A 25,150-nucleotide genomic window follows, 5' to 3' on the forward strand; every position below is an offset into this window, starting at 1 on the left:
ACACCACCATGACCGCACCCGTGCTCCTCAAGGGGCGGCGCGCCGCGCCGCCGGATCACAGTCAACTCGGGCTGCTGCTCCGCAATCTGGCCGCGCGCCACCACGTACCCGGTGCGCAATTGGCCGTCCTGCACGGAGCGGACGGCCTCACGGAGTTCGCCGTCGAGACGGGCGAAGAGCGATTCGGCGGCGGCAGTCCGGTCACCCCGGGCTCCCGCTTCCCGGTCGGCTCCCTCACCAAGGCGTTCACCGCACTGCTCCTGATGACCTTGGCCGACGACGGGGAGGTGGACCTCGATACCCCGGTGGGCGCCCAGTTCCCGGAGCTGAGCACCCTTCCGGGCGGATACGGCTCCCGGCTGCTGCCGCGCCACCTGCTCTCCCACACGAGCGGGCTGCCCGCCGGCCACCCCGCGGACAGCCCGCCCGGCGACCGCGGCCAGTACCTGCGGGAGGCGTGCGCCGCGCGGCCGGTGTGCGCGCCCGGCGCGGCCTTCTCGTACTCCAACGTCGGCATCGTGGCCGCCGGTCACCTGGCGGAACTCGCACTCGGCATGTCCTGGGAGGAGGCGCTGCGCTCCGTGGTCCTCGGCCCGCTCGGCATCGAGGCGGCCTGGGTGACGCCCGGCGCCGGGCTCCCGGGGCCCGCACACGTGCCGGGGCACACCGCACGGCCCGAGCTCGGGAAGGCGGTGCCCGTCGGGCAGTTGCTGGCCGCGGTGGAGGCTCCGGCAGGGGGGCTCGCCCTGAGCGCACGGGACCTCCTCTCGTTCGGGCGGCTCTTCACGGACCACCCGCTGCGCCGGCGCGGCGGGCTCCTGCCGGGTCCGCGGGTCACGGAAGCGATGCGCCGCTCGCAGCCCCACACGGACGCCTTCGGGCTCGCCGACACCTGGGGTCTCGGCCTGGCCGGCTACCAGGCACCGAACGGGCAGCTCTGGTTCGGCCACGACGGCACGGGCGACGGCACGTCCTGTCATCTCAGGGTCGACCCGCAGGAGGGGACCGTGGTCGCTCTGACCACGAACGCCGGTACGGGACTCGCCCTGTGGGAGGACCTCGTCGCCGGGCTCCACGAACTGGGCATCCCGGTCGCCAGCCACCCGTTCGCAGAGCCACGCGGCAGCGCACCTCCCGCCCCGCCGTCCCTGGTGGCCCGCTGCGCGGGGACCTACGTCAACGGCGCGGTGACCTACGACTTCGTCCAGGACGCCGATGGCCTGCGCCTCGACCAGTCGGGCGGGCCCTACGCCCGGATCGCCCTCCGCACCGACCTGGCGTTCTCGGTCGTGGAGCTGACGACCGAGAAGACGGCGTACGCCGGGCGCTTCATCCAGGACCCCGGCACGGGGCGGATCGACGGCATGCAGATCAGCGGGCGCCTCGCGGCACGTGACCACGCGTAAGCAACCGAAGGGCAGGAGACGCACCATGTCGCACGAGGCGGCTTTCTCGGAGATACGGCCCCAGCGCGCAGTCGGCGCGGCGGACGGGCAACAGGGGAGCGGGGCGCAGGCGGTGCGGCGCGACACCGGCGGGCTCGTCGTCGCTGACACCTTGCCCGGACTGCTGCGCCGCCATGTGCGGCGGGCCCCCGGCATGCCCGGCCTCGTCTTCGGGGGAACGACACTCTCGTACGGCGAACTGGACGCCCGCACCGACCGGTTGGCACACCTGCTCATCGACAACGGGGTGATGCCCGGGAGCGTGGTGGCGCTCTACCTGGAGCGCGGCGCCGACCTGATCCTGGCCGCGCTCGCCGCGTCCAAGGCCGGGGCGGCCTTCCTCGCGGTCGACCCCTCCTACCCCGCCGAGCGCATCCGTTACGTCCTCGACGACGCCGCACCGCACCTCGTCGTGACGACAGCCGCAGTGCCCGGGGAGCTGCTCCCGGCCGGTATCCGCACGCTCGACCTGGACGGCGCCGCCGAGGAGATCGCCGCCCGGCCCGCCACCGACCCCGTCGCGGCCGGGCGGATCCCGGCCGGACGGCCGATGGACCCGGCGTACGTCATCTACACCTCGGGCTCGACCGGCCGCCCCAAGGGCGTCGTCGTCCCGCACAACGGTCTTGCCTGGATGGCCGAACAGCACAGGACCCGCCTTGGCGCAGGCCCCGGCTCGCGCGTGCTGCAGTTCGCCAGCCCCAGCTTCGACGCCTCGGTGTTCGAGCTGACCATGGCCCTGCTCACGGGGGGCGCGCTGGTCCTCGCCACCCCTGACCAACTGGTGCCCGGGGAGGCCTTCGCCGGGCTGCTCGTCGAGCAGCGCATCACGCACGTCACGCTGCCGCCCGCCGTGCTGGCGGTCCTGCCCGACGGAGCCATCCCCGCCGGCGTCACCGTCGTGACGGCAGGCGAAGCCATCTCGGCCGGTGTGGCGGCACGCTGGGCCCCCGACCGGATCATGGTGAACGGGTACGGGCCGACCGAATCCACGGTGTGCGCGACCATGAGCGGACCCCTCGCCGCGGACGGCGTCACCCCCGACATCGGCCGCGCCGTCCTCGGCACCCGCGTGTACGTCCTGGACGACCGGATGCGGCGGGTGCCCGACGGAGTCGCCGGTGAGCTGTACATCGCCGGTGAAGGTCTGGCCCTCGGCTATCTGCACCGGCCCGCTCTCACCGCCGAGCGGTTCGTCGCGGACCCGTTCGGCCCGCCCGGCGGCCGGCTGTACCGCACCGGGGACGTGGTCGAGTGGACCGGAGCCGGGGTCCTGCGCTACCGCGGCCGCTCGGACGACCAGGTCAAGGTGCGCGGCTTCCGGATCGAGCTGGGCGAGGTCGAGGCGGCGGTCCTGACCCACCCGGCCGTGGCCGAGGCCGCCGCCAGCGCACCGTACGACGAGCAGGGGCACAGGCGGCTCGCCGTGCACATCCGGGCGGCCGCCGGGCACCGCGCACCCGGCCGCGCCGACCTCGTCGCCCACCTCGGGCGCACCCTGCCCGAATTCATGCTGCCCTCGGCCGTCGTCCCGCTGGACCGCTTCCCGCTGACCCCCTCCGGGAAGGTGGACCGGGCCCGGCTGCCCGTCCCCGATCTCCGGGCGCCGGACAGGGCCGCCGCGCAGGTGCCCTCGGCCGACGGGGTGGAGAAGGCAGTCGCGGGCATGTGGGAGAGCGTCCTCGGTGCGGCGGGGATCGGGACCCGGGACGACTTCTTCGACCTCGGTGGTGACTCGCTCCTCGCGGTCCGGATCCTGTCCCGGGTCCGCGCGGAGTTCGGGATCGAGCTGCGGCCCCGTGACCTGTTCCACGCCGCCACCGTGCAAGGCCTGGCCGGTCTGATCAAGGGCGCTCAGGACGCGCCGGGCGAGGACCGGACGAAGGCGGCGCAGCACGGTTCGGCGCTGCCTTCGTCCGAGACCGCCCAGGTGCCGCACGGAACGGCGGTCCCGATGTCCTTCGCGCAGGAAGGCCTCTGGTTCCTGCACGACAGCGTCCCCGGCTTCGCGGGCTACGGTGCCGCGGCCGGCATCGAACTGCGGGGAGCTCTCGACGAGTGGGCGTTGCGTTCCGCGCTGGCCGGGCTGACGCGCCGGCACGACAGCCTGCGGACCACCTTCCGGGCATCGGACAGCGGCGGCGTCCAGATCGTGCACCCGCCCACGGAACCCGTCCTTGAAACGTTCGACCTGCGCGCGCTGCCCGCCGACCGGGCCGCGGCCGAGTGCGAGCGCCTGCTCGCGGCGGAGTCCGAACGTCCCTTCGACCTGGTCGAGGGTCCGACCCTGCGCACCCTGTTGCTGCGCCTGCCCGAGCAGCGGCACCTCCTGGTCCTCAACCAGCACCACATGATTACCGACGGCTGGTCGACCCGGTTGCTCGTGACGGAGCTGCTCGACCTCTACGAGCGCGCCGCGGCCCGGGGCACGGAACTCACCCCCGACGCGGCACCGACCGTGACCTCGGACCTGCCCGCGCCACCGCCGTACGTTCAGCACGCCATCGACCAGCGCGCCCGCGCCAGGGCCGGGGCATGGGACGACCACATCGCCCACTGGAGGCGCGTCCTCGCGGACCTGTCACCGCTCGACCTGCCCACCGACCGCCCCCGCTCCGCGTCCCGTGGCGGTGCCGGCGCACTGCACCGCTTCGAACTGCCCGCCGATGTCGTGGCCGGCCTGCGCGAACTCTCCCGCGAGCGGAGGGCGACCGTGTTCATGACCCTGGTCGCCGCCGTGCACGCCGTTCTCGCCCGGCACAGCGGACAGGGCGACTTCGCCCTCGGCACCGCGGCCTCCGGCCGGGGCCACGGCGACTGGGAGCGCACCCCCGGCTTCTTCGTGAACCTGGTGCCGCTGCGCAACCGCCTCGACCCGGACAGGCCGTTCACCGAGTTCCTCGACTCCGTACGGGAGACGACCCTGACCGCGCTCGGCCATGCCGACGTGCCCTTCGACCGCCTGGTCGACGCGCTGGCGCCGGTGCGGGAGCCCGGCCGGATGCCGCTGGTGGAGACTGTCGTCTCCTACCAGGAGCCGCTGCTGCGCCCGCACACGGTCGCGGGACTGGACGTCGCGGAGGCCGAACTGCCGCGCTCCATCGCCCGGTTCGACCTGCTCTTCGAGTTCTGGGACCAGGGCGCGGGCATCGGCGCCGACATCGAGTACAGCACCGAGCTGTTCGAACCCGCCACCGTCGCACGCCTCGCGGACCATCTGACGGAACTGCTCCGGTCGGCCGTGGCCGCGCCCGCGACCCCGGCCGGACTCCTGCCCCTCACCGCGGACGCCGGGCAGGAGGACGGCGCACGCAGGTGGAACGACACCGCCGTCGCCTACCCGCGCGACACGTGTGTCCACGAGCGGTTCGAGGAGGTGGCGGCGGCCCGCCCGGACGCGGTGGCCCTCGTCTTCGAGGACACCACACTGTCGTACGGACAACTCAACGCCCGTGCCAACAGACTGGCCCACCGCCTGGTCGCTGCGGGCATCGGACGCGGTTCGCTCGTACCGGTCTGCGCCGAGCGCGGCCCCGAACTGGTCACCGGCCTCCTCGCCGTCCTCAAGGCGGGCGGCGCCTACGCGCTCCTCGACATGGGGCTGCCCCGGGAGCGCCTGCGTCTCATGCTCGAAGACCTGGCCGCCCCGGTCGCCCTGGTCCAGGAACACGTCACCGGCCTCCTGGAGCGGGCCTGGCCCGACGGCCGCCCGTTCACCGCGATCCCGCTCGGCCATCACGACGGGACGGCCGGACAGCCGGCCGGCAACCTCGCGACGACGGCGACGGGAGTGACCGCGGACGATCCGGCGACGGTGATGTTCACCTCCGGTTCGACCGGCCGCCCCAAGGGTGTGATCGCACCGCACCGCGCGACCGTGCGCACCTTCATCGGGACCGACTTCGCCCAGTTCGGCCCGGACGAGGTGATCCTCCAGTCCGCGCCCATCTCCTGGGACGCGTTCTCCCTGGAACTGTTCGGCGCACTGCTGCACGGCGGTACCAGTGTCCTCCAGCCCGGCCCGACACCGGAACCCGAGCGCATCGCGGAGCTGGTCGAACGGCACGCGGTCAGCAACCTGTGGCTGTCGTCCAGCCTGTTCAACGTCATGGCGGAGGAGTACCCGGAGATCTTCACGGGGCTTCGCCAGGTCATGACCGGAGGCGAGGCGGTCTCCCCCGAGCACGCCGCCCGTGTGCTGCGCCGCTCCCCGGGACTGCGCCTGGTCAACGGTTACGGCCCCGTGGAGAGCATGGTCTTCGCGACCAGCCACCGGATCACCGCCGAGGACCTGGACCGGGCCTCCGTGCCGATCGGGCGGCCCATCGCCAACACGCGGGTGCACCTCCTCGACCAGGCCGGCCGGCTGGTGCCGGACGGCATCCCGGGAGAGCTGTGCATCGCGGGCGACGGACTGGCACTCGGGTACCTGGGGCAGCCCGAGCTGACCGCCGAGCGCTTCGTCCCCGCGCCCTTCGACGCGAACGAGCGCCTGTACCGCACCGGCGACCTGGCCCGTCGGCTCCCCGGGGGTGACCTGGAGTTCCTCGGCCGCGTGGACGATCAGGTCAAGGTCCGGGGATTCCGCATCGAACCGCGGGAGGTCGTGAGCGCGCTGCTGCGCCACCCCGGCCTCGCGGACGCAGCCGTCACCGTGATGGCGGACGGCTCCGGAGCGAACCGCCTGGTGGCGCATGTGGTGCCCAAGGAGCCGGGTGATGGCCCCGACGGCTCCGAACTGCGAGCCATGCTGAGCGAATTGCTGCCCTCCTACATGGTGCCCTCGGCCTTCGTGGCCCTGGACGCGCTGCCCCTGACGGCATCGGGGAAGCTCGACCGGCGAGCCCTGCCCGCCCCGGTGCCGGGTGAGGGGCGGGCTGCCCAGGTGGCTCCGCGCGATGATCGGGAGCGGCTGCTCGCCGCCATCTGGTGCGCGCTCCTCGACATCGAACGCGTCGGCGTGCACGACAACTTCTTCGAGCTCGGCGGTGACTCCATCCTCACCATGCGGGTCGCCGCGCGAGCCCGCGCCGAGGGGTTCGCGCTGCGGTCGGTCGACGTCATGCGTCACCAGACCATCGCGGCCCTCGCCGCCCAGGGCGAGTGGACCGAGAACGCCGGGGACGCCGTGGACCGTGCGGAGCAGTCGGCCGTCGAGGGCGACGTGCCGCTGATGCCCGTGCAGCGCTGGTTCTTCGGCACCGGCAGCGGTGGGCACGATCACTTCGACCAGACCGTGCGGGTCGAACTGGCCGCCGATGCCGACGAAGAGGCGCTCGGCGCCGCGCTGCGCGCCCTGGCCACCCATCACGATGCGCTGCGGCTGCGCTTCACCACGACGGACGGCGCCCCGGTCGCGTACAACGCGATCGAGGAGACAGGCCGGCTCCTGCGCTGCGAGGACCTCTGCGGCCTGGACCCGGACGAGCAGGAGGCCAGGATCACCGCCCTCGCCACCGGCCAGGGACGCTTCGACCTCGCCACCGGGCCGCTGTTCGAGGGGGTGCTCTTCCGCCTCGGGAACGAACGCCGCCCCGAACTCGTCCTCGCCGCCCACCACCTGGTCGTCGACGGCGTGTCCTGGCGGATCCTCCTCGAAGACCTCGCGACCGCCTACCGGCAGGCCGCGGCAGGCGAGCCGGTGAGCCTGGGCCACAAGACGACGTCGTTCCGCGCCTTCGCCCTCGCCCTCGACGAGCGAACGCGCGCAGGGGCGTTCGAGCCCGAGCGCGCGTACTGGGCGGGCGTGCTCGACAGCGGTGTTCCGCGGCTCCGGCGCGACAGATCCGGCCCCAACACGGCCGGTTCGACCCGCACCATCGCCGTACGCCTGGATGCCCCCGAGACCGACGCGCTGCTGCGCCACGTCCCCGCCCTGTACCGCGCGGGCGCCGACGACATCCTGCTCAGTGCGCTCGGCACAGCGCTCGCCGACTGGACGGGACAGGATCGCGTCCTGCTCGACCTGGAGGGCCACGGACGGGACGGGGACGCCGAACTCTCCCGCACCGTAGGCTGGTTCACCACGCTCTACCCCGTCACGCTGAGCCTGCCCCCGGCCGCCGATGGCTGGCCGGCCGTACTGAAGTCCGTGAAGGAGCAGCTGCGTGCCGTACCAGGCGCCGGCCTCGGCCACGGAGCCCTGCGCGGTGTGGCCGACCACCGCGCCGAACGCGACCGGGTGCCCGAGATCAGCTTCAACTACCTGGGACGATTCGAGGAGCTGCCGGTCGAGGGGCCCTTCCACCCGGGAGCCCGGCCCGGTCTGTGGCTGCGCCAGGACCCGGACCGGGAGCGCCCGCACCTCATCGACGTCATCGGCCGTGTCACCGACGGCGCGCTGGAACTGCTCTGGCAGTACTCCGATCAGGTGCACGAGGAGCCGACCGTACGGGGGCTCGCGGACGCGATGGTCACCGCTCTGCGCGCCATCGCCGCGCACCGCGACGAGCCGGGGGCCGGCGGCCGCACCCCGTCGGACTTCCCCCTGGTCCGCCTCGACCAGGACGCCGTGGACCTGATCGCCGGGGACGGCAGCGAGGTCGACGACATCTATCCGCTCACACCCATGCAGGCGGGCATGGTCTTCCACGGCATGGAGAGCGGCCCGGGGACAGGCGGACAGGACGCGTACCTCGCCCAGATCGGCTTCGTCCTCGACGGGGTGGGCCGGCTCGATCTGCTGGCGGCGGCCTGGCAGCGGATCGTGGACCGGACACCGGTGCTCAGGACCACCATCGTGCAGGAAGGCGCCGGTGAACCGGTGCAGCGGGTGCTGCGCGGAGTGCGCGCGCCGCTGAACCTGCTCGACTGGACGAGCTTGCGGGGCGACGAGCGGGAGCACGCACTGCGGCAGCTGTTCACCGAGGACCGCGCGCAGGGGTTCGACCTGGCCAGGGGGCCGCTGTCACGGCTGACCGCGGCCCGGCTGGACGGCGGTGCGCTCCAGCTGATGTGGACGTTCCACCACGCGCTGCTCGACGGCTGGAGTCTCTTCCAGGTGCTGTCGGATCTGTTCGCGGAGTACGGGCGGTTGACCGGCCAGCCGGCCGAAGGCGCGCCCCCCGTCGTACGGCGGCCCTTCCGTGACTACGTCGAGTGGCTGGCCGCCCAGGACGAGGGGGATGCCCGGCGCTACTTCACCGAGGCCCTGGCCGGGCTGACCGCCGCGACCGAGCTGCCCTACGACCGGCCGCTCACGCAGGAGCACCGGCCGAGCTCCTCCGCGCGGCTGCGCACCGAGCTGTCCGCCGAGGTGTCCCAGCGGGTGTACACCCTCGCCAGGGAACAGCGGGTGACGGTGAACACCGTCATCCAGGGCGCGTGGTCGCTGCTGCTCTCCCGCCTGGCCGGCCGCCGCGACGTGTGCTTCGGCTCGACCGTGTCCGGGCGCCCCACGGATCTCGACGGCGTCCACGACATGGTCGGCCTGTTCATCAACACCCTGCCCACCAGGGTGCGCTGGGACGCCGGTACCCGTCTGGGGCCATGGCTGCGCGGAATGCAGCAGTCGCAGTCACAGGCGACCGGGTACGGGCATCTGCCGCTGTCCGTCATCCAGTCGTGCGGCGAGCTGGCGGACGCCGGGCGGCTGTTCGACAGCGTGCTGGTCTTCGAGAACTACCCCATCGACGACGAGGCGCTGGGCGCAGGCGGCCTGACCCTCCGCGACATGACGGCGGACGCCGAGACGACGAACTACCCGCTGGTGGTCGGGGTGTACCCGGACGAGCGGCTCACGTTCTCCTTCGCCTACGATCCGCGGCTCTTCGACGAGTCGACCGTGGCCGGTCTCTCCCGGAGGCTCGGGCTCCTCCTGGAGGGCTTCGCGGCCGGCGGGCCCGGGACCCAGGGCCCCCGGGTCCTGGACCTGCCGCTCATGACCGCCGAGGAGCAGCACGCACTCCTCGTCACGTACAACGAGACCGACCACCCCACGGACGGCGCGACCGTACCGGAACGCATTGCCGCGCAGGCCCTGCGCACGCCCCACGCCAACGCCGTCGAGGACGCGTCGCGCACCCTCACGTACGCCCGACTGGCCGAAGAATCCGATGAGCTGGCAGCGGAGCTGGTGGCATCCGGGATCGGCACCGAAGACGTGGTGGCGGTCGGACTGCACCCGTCCGCGGACCTGGTGGTCGCGCTGCTCGCCGTGTGGAAGGCGGGGGCGGCCTACCTGCCGCTCGACCTGACGCACCCGGCGCGGCGGCTCGGCACGCTGCTCGCCGAGTCGGGGGCGGTACGCGTCCTCGCGGGGGCCGACAGCGAGGAACAGCTACGGGATGTGGTGCCGCAGGGATGCGGGCTGCGCGTCGTGGGAGCCGGCGCGGTCCGGTCCGCCGACGCCCCCGGGGCCGGCCGGCCCCTGCCACCGCTGCCCGCCCGGGACCACGCCGCGTACGTCCTCTACACCTCCGGTTCCACCGGTGTGCCCAAGGGCGTCGTCATCGAGCACGCGTCCCTGGCGCACTACGCGGGACACGCCGCCGATGCCTACCCGGGTCTGCGTGACAGTGCGCTGCTGCACTCGTCCATCGCCTTCGACCTCACGGTCACGGCACTGTGGACGCCCCTGACGCAGGGCGGCAAGGTCCTGGTGGAGGACCTGGAGGAGGAGGCCCTCGGCGAACTCGCGGCTGCGGGCCGGCGATCGGCCTTCCTCAAGGCGACGCCCAGCCATCTCACGCTCCTCGACGGCCTGCCCGACGCGTACACCGCCGACGCCGACCTGGTCGTGGGTGGCGAACAGCTGCCGGGTGAGGCACTCGACCGCTGGCGAACCCTGCACCCCGGCAGCGCGGTGATCAACGAGTACGGTCCGACCGAGGCCACCGTCGGCTGTGTCGTCCACCGCGTCGAGCCGGGCCGGCCACTGCCGCCGGGGCCCGTGCCGATCGGGCGTCCCATCAGGAACACCCAGGTGTACGTCCTCGACGATCTCCTCCAGCCGGTGCCCGCGGGCGTCTCCGGCGAGCTGTACATCGGCGGCAGCGGGCTCGCCCGCGGCTATCGCGGGGACCCGGAGAAAACCGCGGCGCGGTTCGTCGCCAGCCCCTTCGGCGCGCCGGGAAGCAGGCTCTACCGTACCGGTGACCTGGTGCGACGACGCCCCGACGGGATCCTCGAGTACGTCGGACGCACCGACGACCAGGTCAAGGTCCGCGGTTTCCGGGTCGAGCTCGGAGATGTCGAGGCCGCGTTGATGCGGCACCCGGACATCACCGCGGCCGCCGTCGTACTGGTCGACGGGCGCCTGGTCGCGCATGTGGTGACCGGTGCGGAAGCACGCGTGGACGCCACGGGTATCCGTTCCTTCCTGGTCACGCTGCTGCCCCAGCACATGCTGCCCGCGCAGTACGTCTTCACGGAGGCCCTGCCCCTCACCCCCAATGGCAAGGCCGACCGCAACGCGCTGGCGCGGATGGAGCCGGCGCCGACGGGGGCGGCCGGGCAGGACGCCGAGTACGTGGCGCCCCGCACTCCCACGGAACAGGCGCTCGCGGACATCTGGACCGAGGTCCTCGACCTGCCGAGGGCCGGTGTCACCGACGACTTCGTCGGGCTCGGCGGCGACTCGATCCGCAGTCTGGCCGTGATGGCGCGCGTGCGCACGGCGTTCGGTGTGACGCTCTCGCCCCGGGACGTGCTGACGGCGCGGACGATCGCCGACCTGGCCGCCGTAGTGGAGGAGAAGGTCCTGCTCGACCTCCTGGAACAAGCAGAAGCGCGCGAACACGGTGAAAGCGAGGCGCAGGGCGCATGAACAAGGACCACCGGACATCCTTGAGCGACAGGCTGGCCGCCGTCCCGGCCCATCTGCGGGAGGAACTGCTGCGCCGGCTGGCGGGCCGGGGGACCGCCGCACCCGCGCCCGACCGGATCGGCACCCGGGCGCGGCCGCCGCTGCTGCCGCTCTCCTCCGGCCAGCAGAGCATGTGGTTCCTCACCGGCCTGAACCCCGAGGGAAGCGAGTACACCAGTGCGTTCGGGCTGCGCCTGCGGGGTGCGCTCGACACGAAGGCACTCGCGGCCGCCGTCGACCTGCTCGTGGAACGGCACGAAGTGCTGCGTACCACCTACAGGTCCGAGGACGGCCGGGTACGGCAGCTCGTGCATGCCCCGGAAACCGGAGTCCTCACCTTCGCGGTCCCGGCCGAATCCGCCGGATCCGCGGGGTCCGTCGACTCCGGGAACGTCGAGACGGCCGTACGGGAGGAGCTCGCCCGGCCCTTCGACCTCGACGCCGGACCGCTCCTGCGCGCCCGCCTGTTCCGCGCCGCTCCCGAAGAGCACCTCCTTCTGATCACGGCCCACCACAGCGTCATCGACGGCTGGTCCTCCGGCGTGCTCTTCAACGAGCTGGGCACGGCCTACGCCGCCCTCACCAAGGGAGCCACTCCTGAACTCCCTCCCGTCAGTGTGCAGTACGCCGACTACGCGCTGTGGCAGCGTGAGTGGCTCGCGGGCAAGGAGCTGGACGAGGGGCTTTCGTACTGGAAGGAGCGGCTGCAGGGCGCGGTGCCGCTCGACCTGCCCGCGGACCGGCCGCGCCCGGCCGTGCGCGGGTCGGCGGGGGCCGTCTTCAGATACCGGGTGCCCGCGCCGCTGACCGAGCGGCTCAAGGAACTGGCCCATGAGCAGGGGACCACGCTGTTCGTGGTCCTGATGGCGGGATTCCAGCTGCTCGCCGCCCGCAGCTCTGGGCAGCGCGACGTGACCGTGGGCACCGTGACGTCGGGGCGCGGCAGGCCCGAACTCGAGCGTGCCGTCGGCTTCTTCGTGAACACGATCGCACTGCGCACCCGGGTCGACGAGAGCGAGCCGTTCACCGGACTTCTCGCCCAGGTGCGCGAGCACGTCCTGAACGGCTTCGAGCACGACGAGGTGCCGTTCGAGCGCGTGGTGGAGGCATTGGAGGCGACGCGCGATCCCAGCCGCACCCCGGTGTTCCAGACCATGCTGTTCCTCCAGAACGCCATGGGGCAGCTGCCCGAGCTGCCGGGTGTGACGGTCGAGACCATGGAACTCCCGCGCTGGGAGGCGGATTACGACCTGAGCCTCGAATTCCAGGAGGCGGACGGCGGCCTCGACGCCGGTATCCAGTACAGCACCGAACTCTTCGACGAGCCGAGCGTGGCGGCGCTCGCCGAGCAGCTCGTGGAGCTGCTCGACACGGTCTGCGAACGCCCTCAAGAGCCCCTGCGCCGACTGCCGCTGGGGACCCGCGAGGCCCGCGCACGGCTGCGCGGCACCTGGGACGCGACCCGGGCGGCGACGGAAGCCGACCCGGGCACCGTGGTCGAGGCCTTCGAGCGCCAGGCCGCCCGCACCCCCGACGCCATCGCGCTGGTCCACCACGGCGAGGAGCTGACCTTCGCCGGGCTGAGCCGCCGCGCCAACCGCCTGGCCCACCACCTGATCGGTCGCGGAGCAGGGGCCGAGGACACCGTGGTCCTGGCCCTGCCCCGCACGGCGGATTTCGTTGTGGCGTTCTGGGCGGTCCTGAAGGCGGGCTCCGTCGCCGTACCGGTGAACACCGGGGAGCCGGCCGAGCGTGTGGCCGACGCCGTGCGCACGGCCGCCCCGGCGCTGGTCCTCACCAGCCGTGAGCTGCGGGCCGCGATCCCGGCGACCGGAACGAGCTCCGCGGCCACGCCGCCCTGCCTGGTCCTCGACGAGCCCGACACGGTGGCGGCCCTGGCGGGCGAGCCCGACCGCGACCCGGACGGCCCCGTTCGCAAGGCCGCCCCGGGCCCCGCGAACGCGGCGTGCGTCATCCACACCTCCGGCTCCACGGGCCGTCCGCAGGCCGTGGTGGTCGAGCACCGGGCACTGGCGAACCAGCTCGCACGTCACCGGCGGGAGCTGTTCGGGCCCGCCGAGGAGTCCCTGGGCCGCAAGCTGCGCGTCGCCCTGAACGCCGGGTCCGTGTTCGATCCTTCCTGGAACCCGCTGTTCTGGCTCGCGGACGGTCACACCCTCGTCCTCGTGCCCGGCGAAGTCCGGCCGAACGCCGAGGATTTGGTGGCCTGTACCCGGGAGCAGCGGATCGATCTGCTCCAGCTCACCCCCACCCTGATCCGGCCCTCGCTCACGGCGGGCCTGCTCGCCCCGGGCGGGGTGCACCGGCCCTCGGTCCTGGTGCTCGGCGGCGAGGCCGTCGACGAAGAGCTGTGGCGTGAGCTGTCGGCCGCGCCCGGCCTCACGGCGTACAGCTTCTACGGGCCCGCCGAGTGCACCTCCGACACGGTCGTGGCCCGCGTCGACGGCTCCCGGCCGCCGGCGCTCGGACTGCCGACCCGCAACACCCGCGCCTACGTACTCGACGAGCAGTTGCGGCCCGTGCCCGACGGAGTGCGCGGTGAGCTCTACCTGGCGGGGGATCCCGTCGGGCGCGGCTACCCGTACCGCCGCGGGCTCACCGCCGAGCGGTTCGTCGCCGACCCGTTCGGTGCGCCGGGCAGCAGGATGTACCGCACCGGCGATCTCGTACTGCGTGCCAGGGACGGTCGGTTGGAGTTCCTGGGCCGTGCCGACGACGAGGCCGAGATCGACGGCGTCCGGGCCGAACCGGACCGCGCCGAGGCGGCGTTGCGCAGCCATCCCGCGGTGCGCGACTGTGCCGTCGTGGCGCGCGAGGCCCGCTCGGGCGGACACCGCCTGGTGGCCTTCGCGGTGCCCGCGGACGGCGCTGACCTCGACCCCGCGGTGCTGCGTGAGCACGTGCGCGGGCTCCTGCCCGAGCCCATGATCCCGGCGGTCTTCACGGCGGTGGCCGCGCTGCCCCGCACCCCCGGCGGCAAGCTCGACCGGAACGCCCTGCCCGCCACCCCTTACCTCGACGAGCCGGCCGCCGGGCACACGCCCGCCCGGACGCCCGTCGAACAAGCGCTGGCCGACATCTGGTCCGAGCTGCTCGGCGTCGACCAGGTCGGCATGGACGACAACTTCTTCGCGCTCGGCGGCGATTCGATCCTCAGCATCCAGGTCGTCTCACGGGCCCGCGCCGCCGGTCTGCGCCTGAAGTCCAAGGACATCCTCGTCAAGCAGACCATCGCGCGGATCGCCCCGGGCGTCACCGAGACGTCCGGCAGCGCACCGGCCGCAACGGTGTGGCAGGGTGGCCCGGCGCCGCTCGGCCCGATCCAGCAGAGCCTGCTCGGCGACGGTGACGAAGTACCGCGCTACTCCATGTCCCTGCTGGTCGAGCTCGCACCGGGGACGGATCAGGACCTGCTGCCCCGGGCCGTGTCGGCTCTCCTCGAGCAGCACCCGGCGCTGCGCACCAGGTTCCGCCGCGAGGACGGCCGCTGGGTGCAGGAGCAGGTCGCGCGCGAGACAGCGCAGGTGTACACCCACCGGGACCTGTCCGGGCTCCCGGCAGGTGAGCAGGAGGCCGGGGCGTACGAGACCGCGCTGCGGGAAACGGCCGCCGCGGCGCGCGCCGAAGTCGACCCGCTGCACGGCCCGTTGCTGCGTGCCGTACTGCTCACACGCGGCCCGGACGAGGCCCCGCGGCTGCTCCTCACCGCGCACCACCTCGTCGTGGACGGCGTCTCCTGGCGCATCCTGCTCGACGATCTCACCACCGCCTACGAACAGCTCGCCGCCGGACGCCCCGTGGACCTGGGCCCCGCCACCACACCGTTCACCGAGTGGACGGCCCGGCTCGCGGACCATGTGCGCAGCGGCGGACTGGACGCCGAGCTCCCGTACTGGACGCGGATCGCCGAGCGGGAGCCGTACGTCATACCCGTCGACCACGACGGGCAGCAGGCCCTCAACACGGCGGGCACCCTCGGCCGGCTGGACTTCTCCCTGGACCCGCAGGAGACCGCCGCCCTGCTGCGCCAGGCGCCCCGGGCCTATCTGACCCGCGTGGACGACCTGCTCCTGACGGCACTCGGCAGCACCCTGGCCGACTGGACCGGAGACGGCCGGGTCGCGATCGGCATGGAGGGGCACGGCCGTGAGGAGATCCTCGACGGTGTCGACCTGTCCCGTACGGTCGGCTGGTTCACCTCGGTCTATCCCGTCGAGCTCGACCTCACGGCTCGTGCGGGCTGGGGCGAGCGCGTCAAGGCCGTCAAGGAGCAGCTGCGGGCCGTACCCGGCAAGGGACTCGGCTACGGCGCCCTGGCCGCATTCCGCCCGGGCGGCCTCGGGGCGGCACCGCCCGCGCTGCCGGTGACCTTCAACTACCACGGGCAGCTGGACGGCACCTTCGCCGCGGGTTCGCTGCTCCGGGCCCATCTGGGCGACCCCGGCGGACAGTTGGACGCGGATCACCCCCGGGACCACCTGATCGAGGTGGTGGGCGCCGTGGAGGACGGCGCGCTGACCCTTTCCTGGCACTACTCGACGGCCGTGCACGACCAGGACACCGTGCGCCGACTGGGCCGGTCCGTGCTGGCGGGGCTGCGAGAGATCCTCGCGCACTGTGCGGCCCCGGACGCGGGCGGCCGCACCCCCTCCGACTTCCCTCTGGTCGGCCTGGCACAGGACACCCTCGACCGGCTGGTCGGCGACGGGCGCGCCATCGCCGACGTACTGCCTCTGACGCCGCTTCAGAGCGGCATGCTCTTCCACACCCTGGTCGACGCCGACAGCACGGCCTACGTCGATCAACTCGTCCTGCGCCTGGACGGGGTGACGGACCCCGAGGCCCTTGCAGCGGCCTGGCGGGGCGTCTTCGAGCGGACCGACGTCCTGCGTGCCACCGTGCGCTGGGAAGGCCTGCCGGAGCCCGTCCAGCTGCTGCGGACCGACCTCGAGCTGCCCGTCACCCGGCTGGACTGGCTTGCCCTGACGAAGGAACAGCGCGAGGCCGAGCTCGACGAGCTGCTCCGCACGGACCGCGAGGCGGGCATCGATCTGCGCGAGGGCCCTCTGATGCGGATCACGCTCGCGCGCGTCGCCGACGACACCGTGTATCTGCTGTGGACCTTCAGCCATCTGCTGCTCGACGGCTGGAGCACGGCGGCCGTCTTCGGCGACGTACTGGAGAACTACCAGGCCGCGGCCGCCCGACGCACCCCGGCCCTGCCGAGCAGGCCGCCCTTCCGCGACTACCTCGCATGGCTGTCCGGCCAGGACCGCGAGGCCGGCCTCGCGCACTGGCGGAACCTGCTGTCCGGGTTCACAGCCCCCAACTCCCTGCTGGCGGACCACCAGCCCCGTGCGTCCCACAGCTCCCGGGCGACCGCATCACAGCGCCTCGACCTCGACGCGGACGTCGCCCGGCGCCTCGCCGACTGGTGCCGTGGCAGCCGCGTCACCCTCAACACCTTGGTGCAGGGCGCCTGGGCGACCCTGCTCGCACGGCACAGCGGGGACACCGACGTGGTCTTCGGCGCCGTGGTGTCCGGGCGGACCCCGGAACTCCCCGGTGTCGAGGACAGCATCGGCATGTTCGTCAACACGATCCCCGTACGCGTCCGACTGGAGCGGGAAACCGAGGACTTCGGCGCCTGGCTGCGCGCCCTCCAGGCCGCTCAGGCGGAGTCGGCGGCCCACGACTATCTCTCCCTGACCGACATCCGGCGCTGCGCGGACGGCCTCGCGCCTGGTGACCGGCTCTTCGACAGCGTGGTCGTCTTCGAGAACTACCCGATCGCCGAGGGCTCACAGGGCCGCGACGGGATCGCCGTGAGCGTGCTGCGCGCCACCGACGCCGGCACGGTCCCGCTCACCCTCAGCTGCCACTTCGACTCGACACTGCGCTGCGAACTCCTCTACGACCCCGAGATGTTCTCCCCGGACACCGCCGGGCGCGTTCTCGCCCAGCTGCGGGCACTTCTCGGCTCGGTGGCCGAGGACCCCGGGCGGCCGCCCCTCGAACTGCCCTGGATTCCCGCGGACGAACGGCGCCTGCTCGACGAGTGGAACGACACGAGCAGGCCGCGCCGCCCCGAACGCCTGGTGCAGGAGCTCTTCGAGGACCAGGCACGCCGCACCCCGGACCGGGCGGCGGTCCTGGACGCGGAGGGGGACGTCGCGCTGACCTTCCGCGCCCTGGACGAGCGCGCCAATCGCCTCGCCCACCGGCTGCGGTCCGCGGGCGCCGGACGCGGACAGCGCGTCGCCCTGCACCTTCAGCGCTCCACGGACATGGTGACCGCCGTCCTCGCGGTCCTGAAGGCGGGCGCCGCGTACGTGCCGCTCGACCCCGAATACCCGTACGAGCGCCTGGAGATCCTCCTGGCCGACGCGGCACCGGCCGTCGTCCTCACCCAGGAGGCCGTCGCCGGTCTGCTGCCGCCCACGGGGGCCGCGGTGCTCCCTGTCGACGCGGACCACACCCTGTGGACGGAAGGGCCGTGCACCGCGCCCGCGACCGGAGCGGAACCCGACGACCCTGCCTACGTGGTGTACACCTCGGGATCCACGGGTCAGCCCAAGGGCGTGGTCGTCACGCACCGCAACCTCGTGCACATCGCGGGCGCCTGGGACGAGCTGTACGACCTGACCGGCAAGAAGCTGCGATTCGTCTCCGTCACCAGCCTCTCCGTCGACCTGTTCTTCTCGGACGTGCTGCGCTCGGTGTTCTTCGGCGGCTCCGTCCTCGTCGTGCCCACCGACCTGGTCACCGATCCGGCCCGCCTGCTCGCCCTCGTCGAGCGCACCGGCGGCACCGCCATCGAGCTCGTGCCCTCGCTCGCCAAGGCCCTGGTCGAGGAGGTCAGGGAGAGCGGCGGCAAGCTGCCGCGCCTCGACCTGATGTCCGTCGGCTCCGAGGGCTGGCACGTGGACGACTGCCGCGAGCTGCTCGCCCACGTCCATCCCTCGACCATGGTCGTCAACGCGTACGGGGCGACGGAGGCGACCGTCGACTCCACGGTGCTCGTCCTCGACCCCGCGCTCCTGGAGCGGTACGCGGAGTCGGCCACGTACGTGCCGATCGGGCGGCCCATCGCCAACACCACGGTCCACCTCCTCGACGAAGAGGGCTCGTTGGTGCCCGTGGGCGTCCCCGGGCAGGTTCACATCGGGGGCGACGGGGTGAGCGCGGGCTACTGGAACCGGCCCGAGATGACCGCGAAGCACTTCGTGGCGGACCCGTTCACGCCGGGCGGGCGCCTCTACCGGCCCGGTGACCTGGCGCGGTGGCGGCCGGACGGCACCCTGGAGTTCCTCGGCCGGGCCGACCACCAGGTCAAGATCCGGGGGTTCCGCATCGAACCCGGCGAGGTCGAGAGCGCCCTCGCCGCCCTGGACGAGATCTCGGAGGCCGTGGTCGTCGCCCGCAGGGACGACGGCCGGGACCGGCTCGTGGGCTATGTCGTGCCGGCCGCCGGCAACCTGGACCTCACCCAGCTGCGCGCCCGCCTCGGTGCCGTTCTCGCCCCCGCCATGGTCCCCTCCGCGTTCGTCGTCCTCGACCGCATCCCGCTGCTCCCCAGCGGCAAGACCGACCGGCGCTCCCTGCCGTCGCCCGGGCCCGAGCAGGGCACCGCCGCGACGTACGTGGCTCCCGACGGCCCCCTGGAAGCCCTGATCGCGGATGTCTGGGCGCAGATCCTCGGTGTGGAACGGGTGGGCGCGGCCGACGACTTCTTCGAGCTGGGCGGGGACTCACTCCTGACCATCCGGGTCATCTCCCGGCTGCGCGCGGCCGTCGGCACCACGCTGTCCCCGCGCGCGCTGTTCTCGGCACCGACCGTGCGGGCACTGGCCGCCCTGGTCACCGAGCACGCCGCCACCGGGCACTCCGAGGCCGGCGGCGGCGCGGTCGTCCCGGTGCCGAGGGAGGAGGCGGGCCGGGTGACGCCGCTCCCGCTCTCCTTCGGCCAGCAGCGCCTGTGGTTCCTCAACCGGTTCGACCCGGTCGGAGCCGAGTACAACTCCCCGCTCGGACTGCGCATCCCGGGCCCGGTCGACGCCGCGGCCCTCGAACTGGCCCTGGCCGACCTGACCGACCGCCACGAAACGCTGCGGACCACTTTCGAGGACGTCCAGGGCGAAGGGCGTCAGCTCATCCACCCCGTCGGGCGGACCGTGCCGCTGCTGCGTACCGACCTGTCCCACCTGACGGGCGACGAGCGCGAGGCGCGCCTGCGGGAGGTGCTCGCCGCGGACGGCGGCCATGTCTTCGACCTGCGCCGCGGCCCGCTGCTCAGGGCCCGGCTGATCCGCCTTGCCGAGAACGAGCACGTCCTGACTCTCTGCCTGCACCACATCATCACCGACGGCCGGTCGGCGGGCATCCTGGTCCGTGATCTCGACGCCCTCTACCGGGCACGGCTGGAGGGAGTGCCTGCGAGCCTTCCCGAACAGGCCATGGACTTCGCGGACTTCGCGGTCTGGCAGCGCCGCCGCTGGGACACGGAGGGAACCCGACAGCTCGCGTACTGGAAGGAACGCCTCGACGGCCTCGAACCCTTGTCACTGCCGACGGACCGGCCACTGCCCCCGGTGCGGAGCACCACCGGAGCGCAGGTGGAGTTCCAGGTGGCGCCCGACGTCGCACAGCGGCTGAGGAAGCTCGGCGGGGCACGCGGGGCGACGCTGTTCGTGGCCCTGGTCGCCGCGACCAAGCTGCTGCTCTCGCACTACTCGGGGCAGGACGACATCGCCGTCGGCACCGTCTCGGCGGGACGTGACCGGCCCGAGTTCGAAAACGTGGCGGGCTTCTTCGTGGACACCCTGGTCCTGCGCTCCGAGGTGGACTGGGGCAGTGACTTCGACGGCTTCCTCGAGGTGGTGCGGGAGACGGTCAAGGGTGCCTTCGCCCATGCCGACGTGCCCTTCGACCGTCTGGTCGAGGCGCTGCGGCCGGACCGCGACCCGAGCCGCACGCCGCTGTTCAGCGCGATGGTCGTCCTCCAGGACGTGCGGGACGAGCAGCCCTCCTTCGGCACCGCGGAACGCGTCACGGAATTCGGCCTGCCCACCAGCGGAGCCGCCTTCGACCTCACCTTCCAGTTCCAGGAGGCGAACGGCGGCCTCGACGCCGCCTTGCAGTACAGCGTCGGCCTGTTCGACGCCTCGACCGCACAGCGCATGGTGCGGGCCCTGCTCACCCTGCTCGACAGCGTCACCGCGGAGCCGCACCGGCCTCTGCGTGAACTCCCCTACGTTCCCGACGAACCCCCAGCCCCACTCGCGCACCGCGCCTGGCACGACGAACCCGCCGACGACGAGGCGGACCTCCTGCCCCACCAGGTGATCCGCCGTCGAGCGCTGGAGCGGCCCGACGCGGTGGCCGTCGTCGCGCACGACGGTGGCGAGGTCACGTACGCCGAGCTCGAGGCGCGCGCCGACTCGTTGGCCCGGCACCTGGTCGAGCGGGGCGTACGGCCCGACGTTCTGGTCGGAGTGTTCGCGGACCGCAGCGTGGACATGGTCGTCGGTGCCCTGGCCGTCCTCAAGGCGGGTGGCGGCTATGTGCCGCTCGATCCGCAGTACCCGGCCGAGCGCGTCGAAGCCATGATCACCGGCACGGCGGTACCGCTGGTGCTCGTGCAGCCGCATCTCGAAGAGCGACTGCCTGCGGGCGACCACACGGTGATCCGGCTCAGCACCTCGCGAGAGCCTGCCGCGCCCTCCCGGTCGAAGGTGTCACTCCCCGGCGAGGAGGACTGCCCGTACGAGCTGACGGCGGACCACATCGCCTATGTCGTGCACACCTCCGGCTCCACCGGCCGTCCCAAGGCCGTCACCATCACCCATGGTTCGATCGGCCGCGCGGCCCGCGTGCTGCGCCGCGCCTGGGGCATCACCGAGGACAGCCGCATCCTGCAATACGCGCCGGCGAGCTTCGACGGCGGCGTATGCGATCTGTTCTGCACGCTCACCGCCGGGGCGACCATGTGCCTGACGTCCCCGCGCCCCGCGCCGGACCCCGCGGCCGAGGTGATCAGGACGGGAGCGACCGTGGCGGTGCTGCCCCCGGCCCTCCTCGCGGCCATGGACCCCGAGCGGCTGAAGGGCCGCCTGGCCACCATCGCGGCGGCCGGTGACGTCTGCTCGCCCGGACTGGTCCGCGCCTGGGCGCCGGGGCGCGCCTTCTTCAACGTGTACGGCCCGAGCGAATGCACCCTGGTCACGACGCTGTGGAGCCCGGGCACGGCCGAGGACGGTGACATCGGGGCCGCCGGCGTCCCGGTCGGCACCCCCTTCCCGTACGCCGGAACGCGCGTCCTCGACCGCTTCCTGCGCCCCGTGCCCGTCGGCGTTCCCGGTGAGCTGTACATCGACGGCCCCGGCCTCGCACGCGGCTACGCCCGGCAGCCGGGACTCACCGCCGAGCGTTTCGTCGCCGACCCGTACGGCGCCCCCGGCAGCCGCATGTACCGCACGGGTGACCTTGTGCGCCGACGCTCCGACGGCAACCTGGAGTTCATCGGCCGGGTCGACGGCCAGGTCAAGGTGCGCGGCCACCGGGTGGAACCGGGCGAGATCGAGGCGTTGCTGCTGCGGCAGCCGGGCGTCGCGGACGCTGCCGTCACCGTATGGAAGGAGGACGGCGGACGGGAGCTGCTCGCCGCCTATGTCTCGCCCGAACCGGCCGTGCGGACCCAGGACGTGGATTCCGACGCCCTGAGGGCGACCGTCGCCGCGACACTGCCCGGATACATGGTTCCGGCCACCGTCCAGGTCCTGGAGAGGCTGCCGCTCGGCACCAACGGCAAGGTGGACCGCGGTCGACTGCCGCGTCCTGCCGCGGGGAACGGCAGCGCGAACGGATATCTCGCCCCGCGCAACGAGCGCGAGGAGATCCTCGCGAGGGTGTGGGCCGAAACGCTCGGCATCGACAGAGTCGGCGTCGAGGACCGCTTCTTCGACCTCGGTGGCGACTCCATCCTGAGCATCCAGGTGATGGCCCGCGCCCGCAGGGCCGGGCTGCTGCTGAACACCCAGGACATCTTCCTGCACCAGACGGTCGCGGAACTGGCCGCCGTCGCGGAACTCACGGACGGCGCGGCGACGCGCCGCCCGCCGGCCGTCGGCCCCGTCCCCCTGACCCCCGTACAGCGCTGGTTCTTCGCCACCCACGACGTGCCGCACCACTTCAACCAGTCGACCCTCGTCGAACTGCGCGGCAGGGCGGACGAGCCCGCCCTGCGGGCCGCTCTCGCGGCGCTCGTCGAGCACCACGACGCCCTGCGGATGCGCTACACACGAGACGGTGATCGCTGGTCGCAGCAGAACCCGGAGTACCGGCCGGGCACGGACGTGCTGCGTGTGGTGGACGCCTCCGGCACTCCCGACGACGAGCTCGACGCGCTCCTCGAACGTGAGGCCGTCAGGACCCAGTCGGGCTTCGCCCTCGACCAGGGCCCGTTGCTCGCGGCCGTCCTGTTCGACCGGGGTGAGGCGCGCCGCGGCAGGCTCTTCGTCACGGTCCACCACCTGGTCGTGGACACCGTCTCGTGGAACATCCTCCTGGACGACCTGGAGATCGCCTACGGCCAGGCCGCCGAGCGGGCCGAGATCGACCTCGGACCGCGTTCCACCACCTTCCAGGAATGGTCGACGCAGCTCGCGGCCCACGTCCGGGAAGGCGGCTTCGACCATGAACTTCCGTACTGGCAGGGCGTCGACACCGATGTGCCGCTGCCACGGGACTTCGACGGTCCCACCCCCACGGTGGCCGACAGCCGGCAGATCCCTGTCCGGCTGACCGAGGCGGAATCCGCTCTCCTGACCGACCACGCGCCGACCGTCTACCGGACCCGGGTCGAGGAGGTCGCGCTCAGTGCTCTCGCCCGGGTGCTCGCCCGATGGACGGGCCGGGGCGCGGTCGCCGTCGACCTGGAGGGGCATGGCCGCGAACGGCTGCTCGACGGAGTCGATCTGTCGCGCACCGTGGGCTGGTTCACCTCGGTGTATCCGGTACGGCTGAGCGTTCCGGAGGGCGCGGACTGGCGGACGATCACCAGGTCGGTACGGCGACAGCTGCGCGCCGTGCCCAACAAGGGGATGGGCTACGGTCCACTGCGCCACCTGCGGGCGGCCGACGACGGATCGGGCCCCCTCCTCGGCGGCCCCGACCCGGAGGTCGTCTTCAACTTCCTCGGCCGCCACCGCACCGAGAGCCGCTCCGAGGAGCGGCCCGGCCAGGGCCTGTGCCACGCGGTGCACGGGGCCATCGGCCAGGACCTCAGCCCCGACGACCGCGCCGACCACATCCTGGAGATCGTCGGGGGCATTCAGGACGGCCGGCTCGAGTTCACCTGGTACTACTCGGCCGCCGTACACGAGGAGCGAACGATCGCGGCACTCGCGGCGGACTTCGGCCACTGCCTGCGTGAGCTGGCCCGCGAGTGTGCGGAGGCGGTGCGTTGAGAGACGTACAGAAGGAAGGGCCGGAAACCGGCCGCCTTCGCACGGAAGAGAGCCGTCCGCAAGAGGGGGAGCAGCAAGAACACCTCGCCCAGCCGCCGGCCCCGGGCCCGGAGCTGCCCCTGCGGAGCAACCGCTCCTACCACCTGATGTGGTTCGGCACGACCTCCTCCGAGATCGGGCTGAACCTCTCCAACATCGCGTTCCCGCTCCTCGCGCTGTCGGTCACCGGCTCACCGGCGGTGGCCGGCGCGATCGGCGCGGTGAACGCGCTCGCCCAGGTGCTGGTCGGGCTGCCCGCGGGCGCCCTGGTCGACCGCTGGGACCGCAAGAAGATCATGGTGAGCTGTCTGCTCGTCCGCGGTGTGATGCTGGCCGTCATGACGGCCGCCGTCGCCACCGGACGCCCGGCGGTGTGGCTGATGCTCCTGACCGCGGCGGTCGCGGGCGGTGCCTCCAGCCTCTTCGACCCGGCCGAACACGCCTCGCTGCCGCTGATCGTCACCCGCGAGCAGTTGCCGACGGCTCTTTCGGTGAACAACGCCCGCATGCACCTGGGGCAGCTCGTGGGCACCGCGGGCGGCGGCTTCCTCTTCGGGATCGGTCGTGCCGTGCCGTTCCTGGCCGACGCCGTCGCCCACTTCGTCGCGCTCCTGACCCTCTCCTTCGTCAAACTGCCCAAGCGGCCGCGCGGCCGGGAGCCGTTGTCGCTGATCCACCGGGACATCGCCGCCGGGTTCGCCTTCCTGTGGAACCAGCGGTTCCTGCGCAGTTCGACCCTGCTTCTGCTCGGCCTCAACTTCCTCTTCCAGGTGCTGTACCTGGTCGTCATCGTGGCGGCCGAACGGTCCGGCGTCCCGGCCGCCCAGGTCGGTGCGATGGCCGCCATGTTCGGCTGCGGCGGAATTCTCGGGGCGGTCGTGGCACCGAGGATCTACCGGGCGTTCGGACCGCACCAGGCGCTGGCGGGGATCATGTGGCTCTTCGCCGCGATCGTCCCGGTCATGGCCCTCAGTCGGGGCGTCGTGGTCTGGGGCCTGCTGCTCGCCGCGATGGCGTTCATGGCGCCCACCGCGTACACGGTCCTCGGCACCGAGCAGGTCCTGCTGACCCCCGACGACATGCGTGGCCGCCTCAGCTCGGCGACGAACCTGTTCAACGGCGGTGCCCTGGCCGGGGGAACGGCGGTCGGCGGCCTCCTGTCGCAGTGGCTCAGCCACACCCAGGCCCTGGTCTGCTGCGCCGTCGCGGTGACGGCACTCGCCATCACGGCAACCGCGAGCCGCTCCCTGCGGATGGTGCCGGACACCGCCCCGGCCCCGGACACCGCCCCGGCCCCGGACACCGAGCACATGCCCGCACCCGCCCGCGAAACGGAGGATTCCCCGTGACCATCGCGCCCGCTCCGCCGCTCT

4 protein-coding genes are annotated in these 25,150 nt (G+C 72.8%); all 4 read left to right on the forward strand.

All coding sequences use genetic code 11. From position 1 onward, the window contains the following. The first annotated feature begins 8 nt into the window (after window positions 1–8). The 4 genes from ABFX81_RS17590 to ABFX81_RS17605 are packed head-to-tail and all read left to right on the forward strand — an operon-like array spanning window position 9 to window position 25,126. Window positions 9–1,406, forward strand: coding sequence for a serine hydrolase domain-containing protein (locus ABFX81_RS17590; protein ID WP_346138304.1), 1,398 nt, complete (start codon window positions 9–11; stop codon window positions 1,404–1,406). 25 nt (window positions 1,407–1,431) lie between these two features. Then, window positions 1,432–11,211: a non-ribosomal peptide synthetase gene (locus ABFX81_RS17595; RefSeq protein WP_086848867.1), complete on the forward strand. Its 9,780-nt coding sequence runs from the start codon at window positions 1,432–1,434 to the stop codon at window positions 11,209–11,211. 20 nt (window positions 11,212–11,231) lie between these two features. Continuing rightward, the gene (locus ABFX81_RS17600) at window positions 11,232–23,738 is read left to right on the forward strand and encodes an amino acid adenylation domain-containing protein (protein ID WP_346138305.1); all 12,507 of its coding nucleotides are present in this window, start codon (window positions 11,232–11,234) and stop codon (window positions 23,736–23,738) included. Next, window positions 23,735–25,126: an MFS transporter gene (locus ABFX81_RS17605; protein WP_346138306.1), complete on the forward strand. Its 1,392-nt coding sequence runs from the start codon at window positions 23,735–23,737 to the stop codon at window positions 25,124–25,126. Before ABFX81_RS17600 ends, ABFX81_RS17605 begins: the two co-directional genes overlap by 4 nt. The last annotated feature ends 24 nt before the right edge of the window (window positions 25,127–25,150 follow it).

Origin of the sequence: Streptomyces coeruleofuscus, assembly GCF_039532725.1 — a bacterium.
In the GTDB taxonomy this organism is placed as follows: Bacteria; Actinomycetota; Actinomycetes; order Streptomycetales; family Streptomycetaceae; genus Streptomyces; species Streptomyces coeruleofuscus.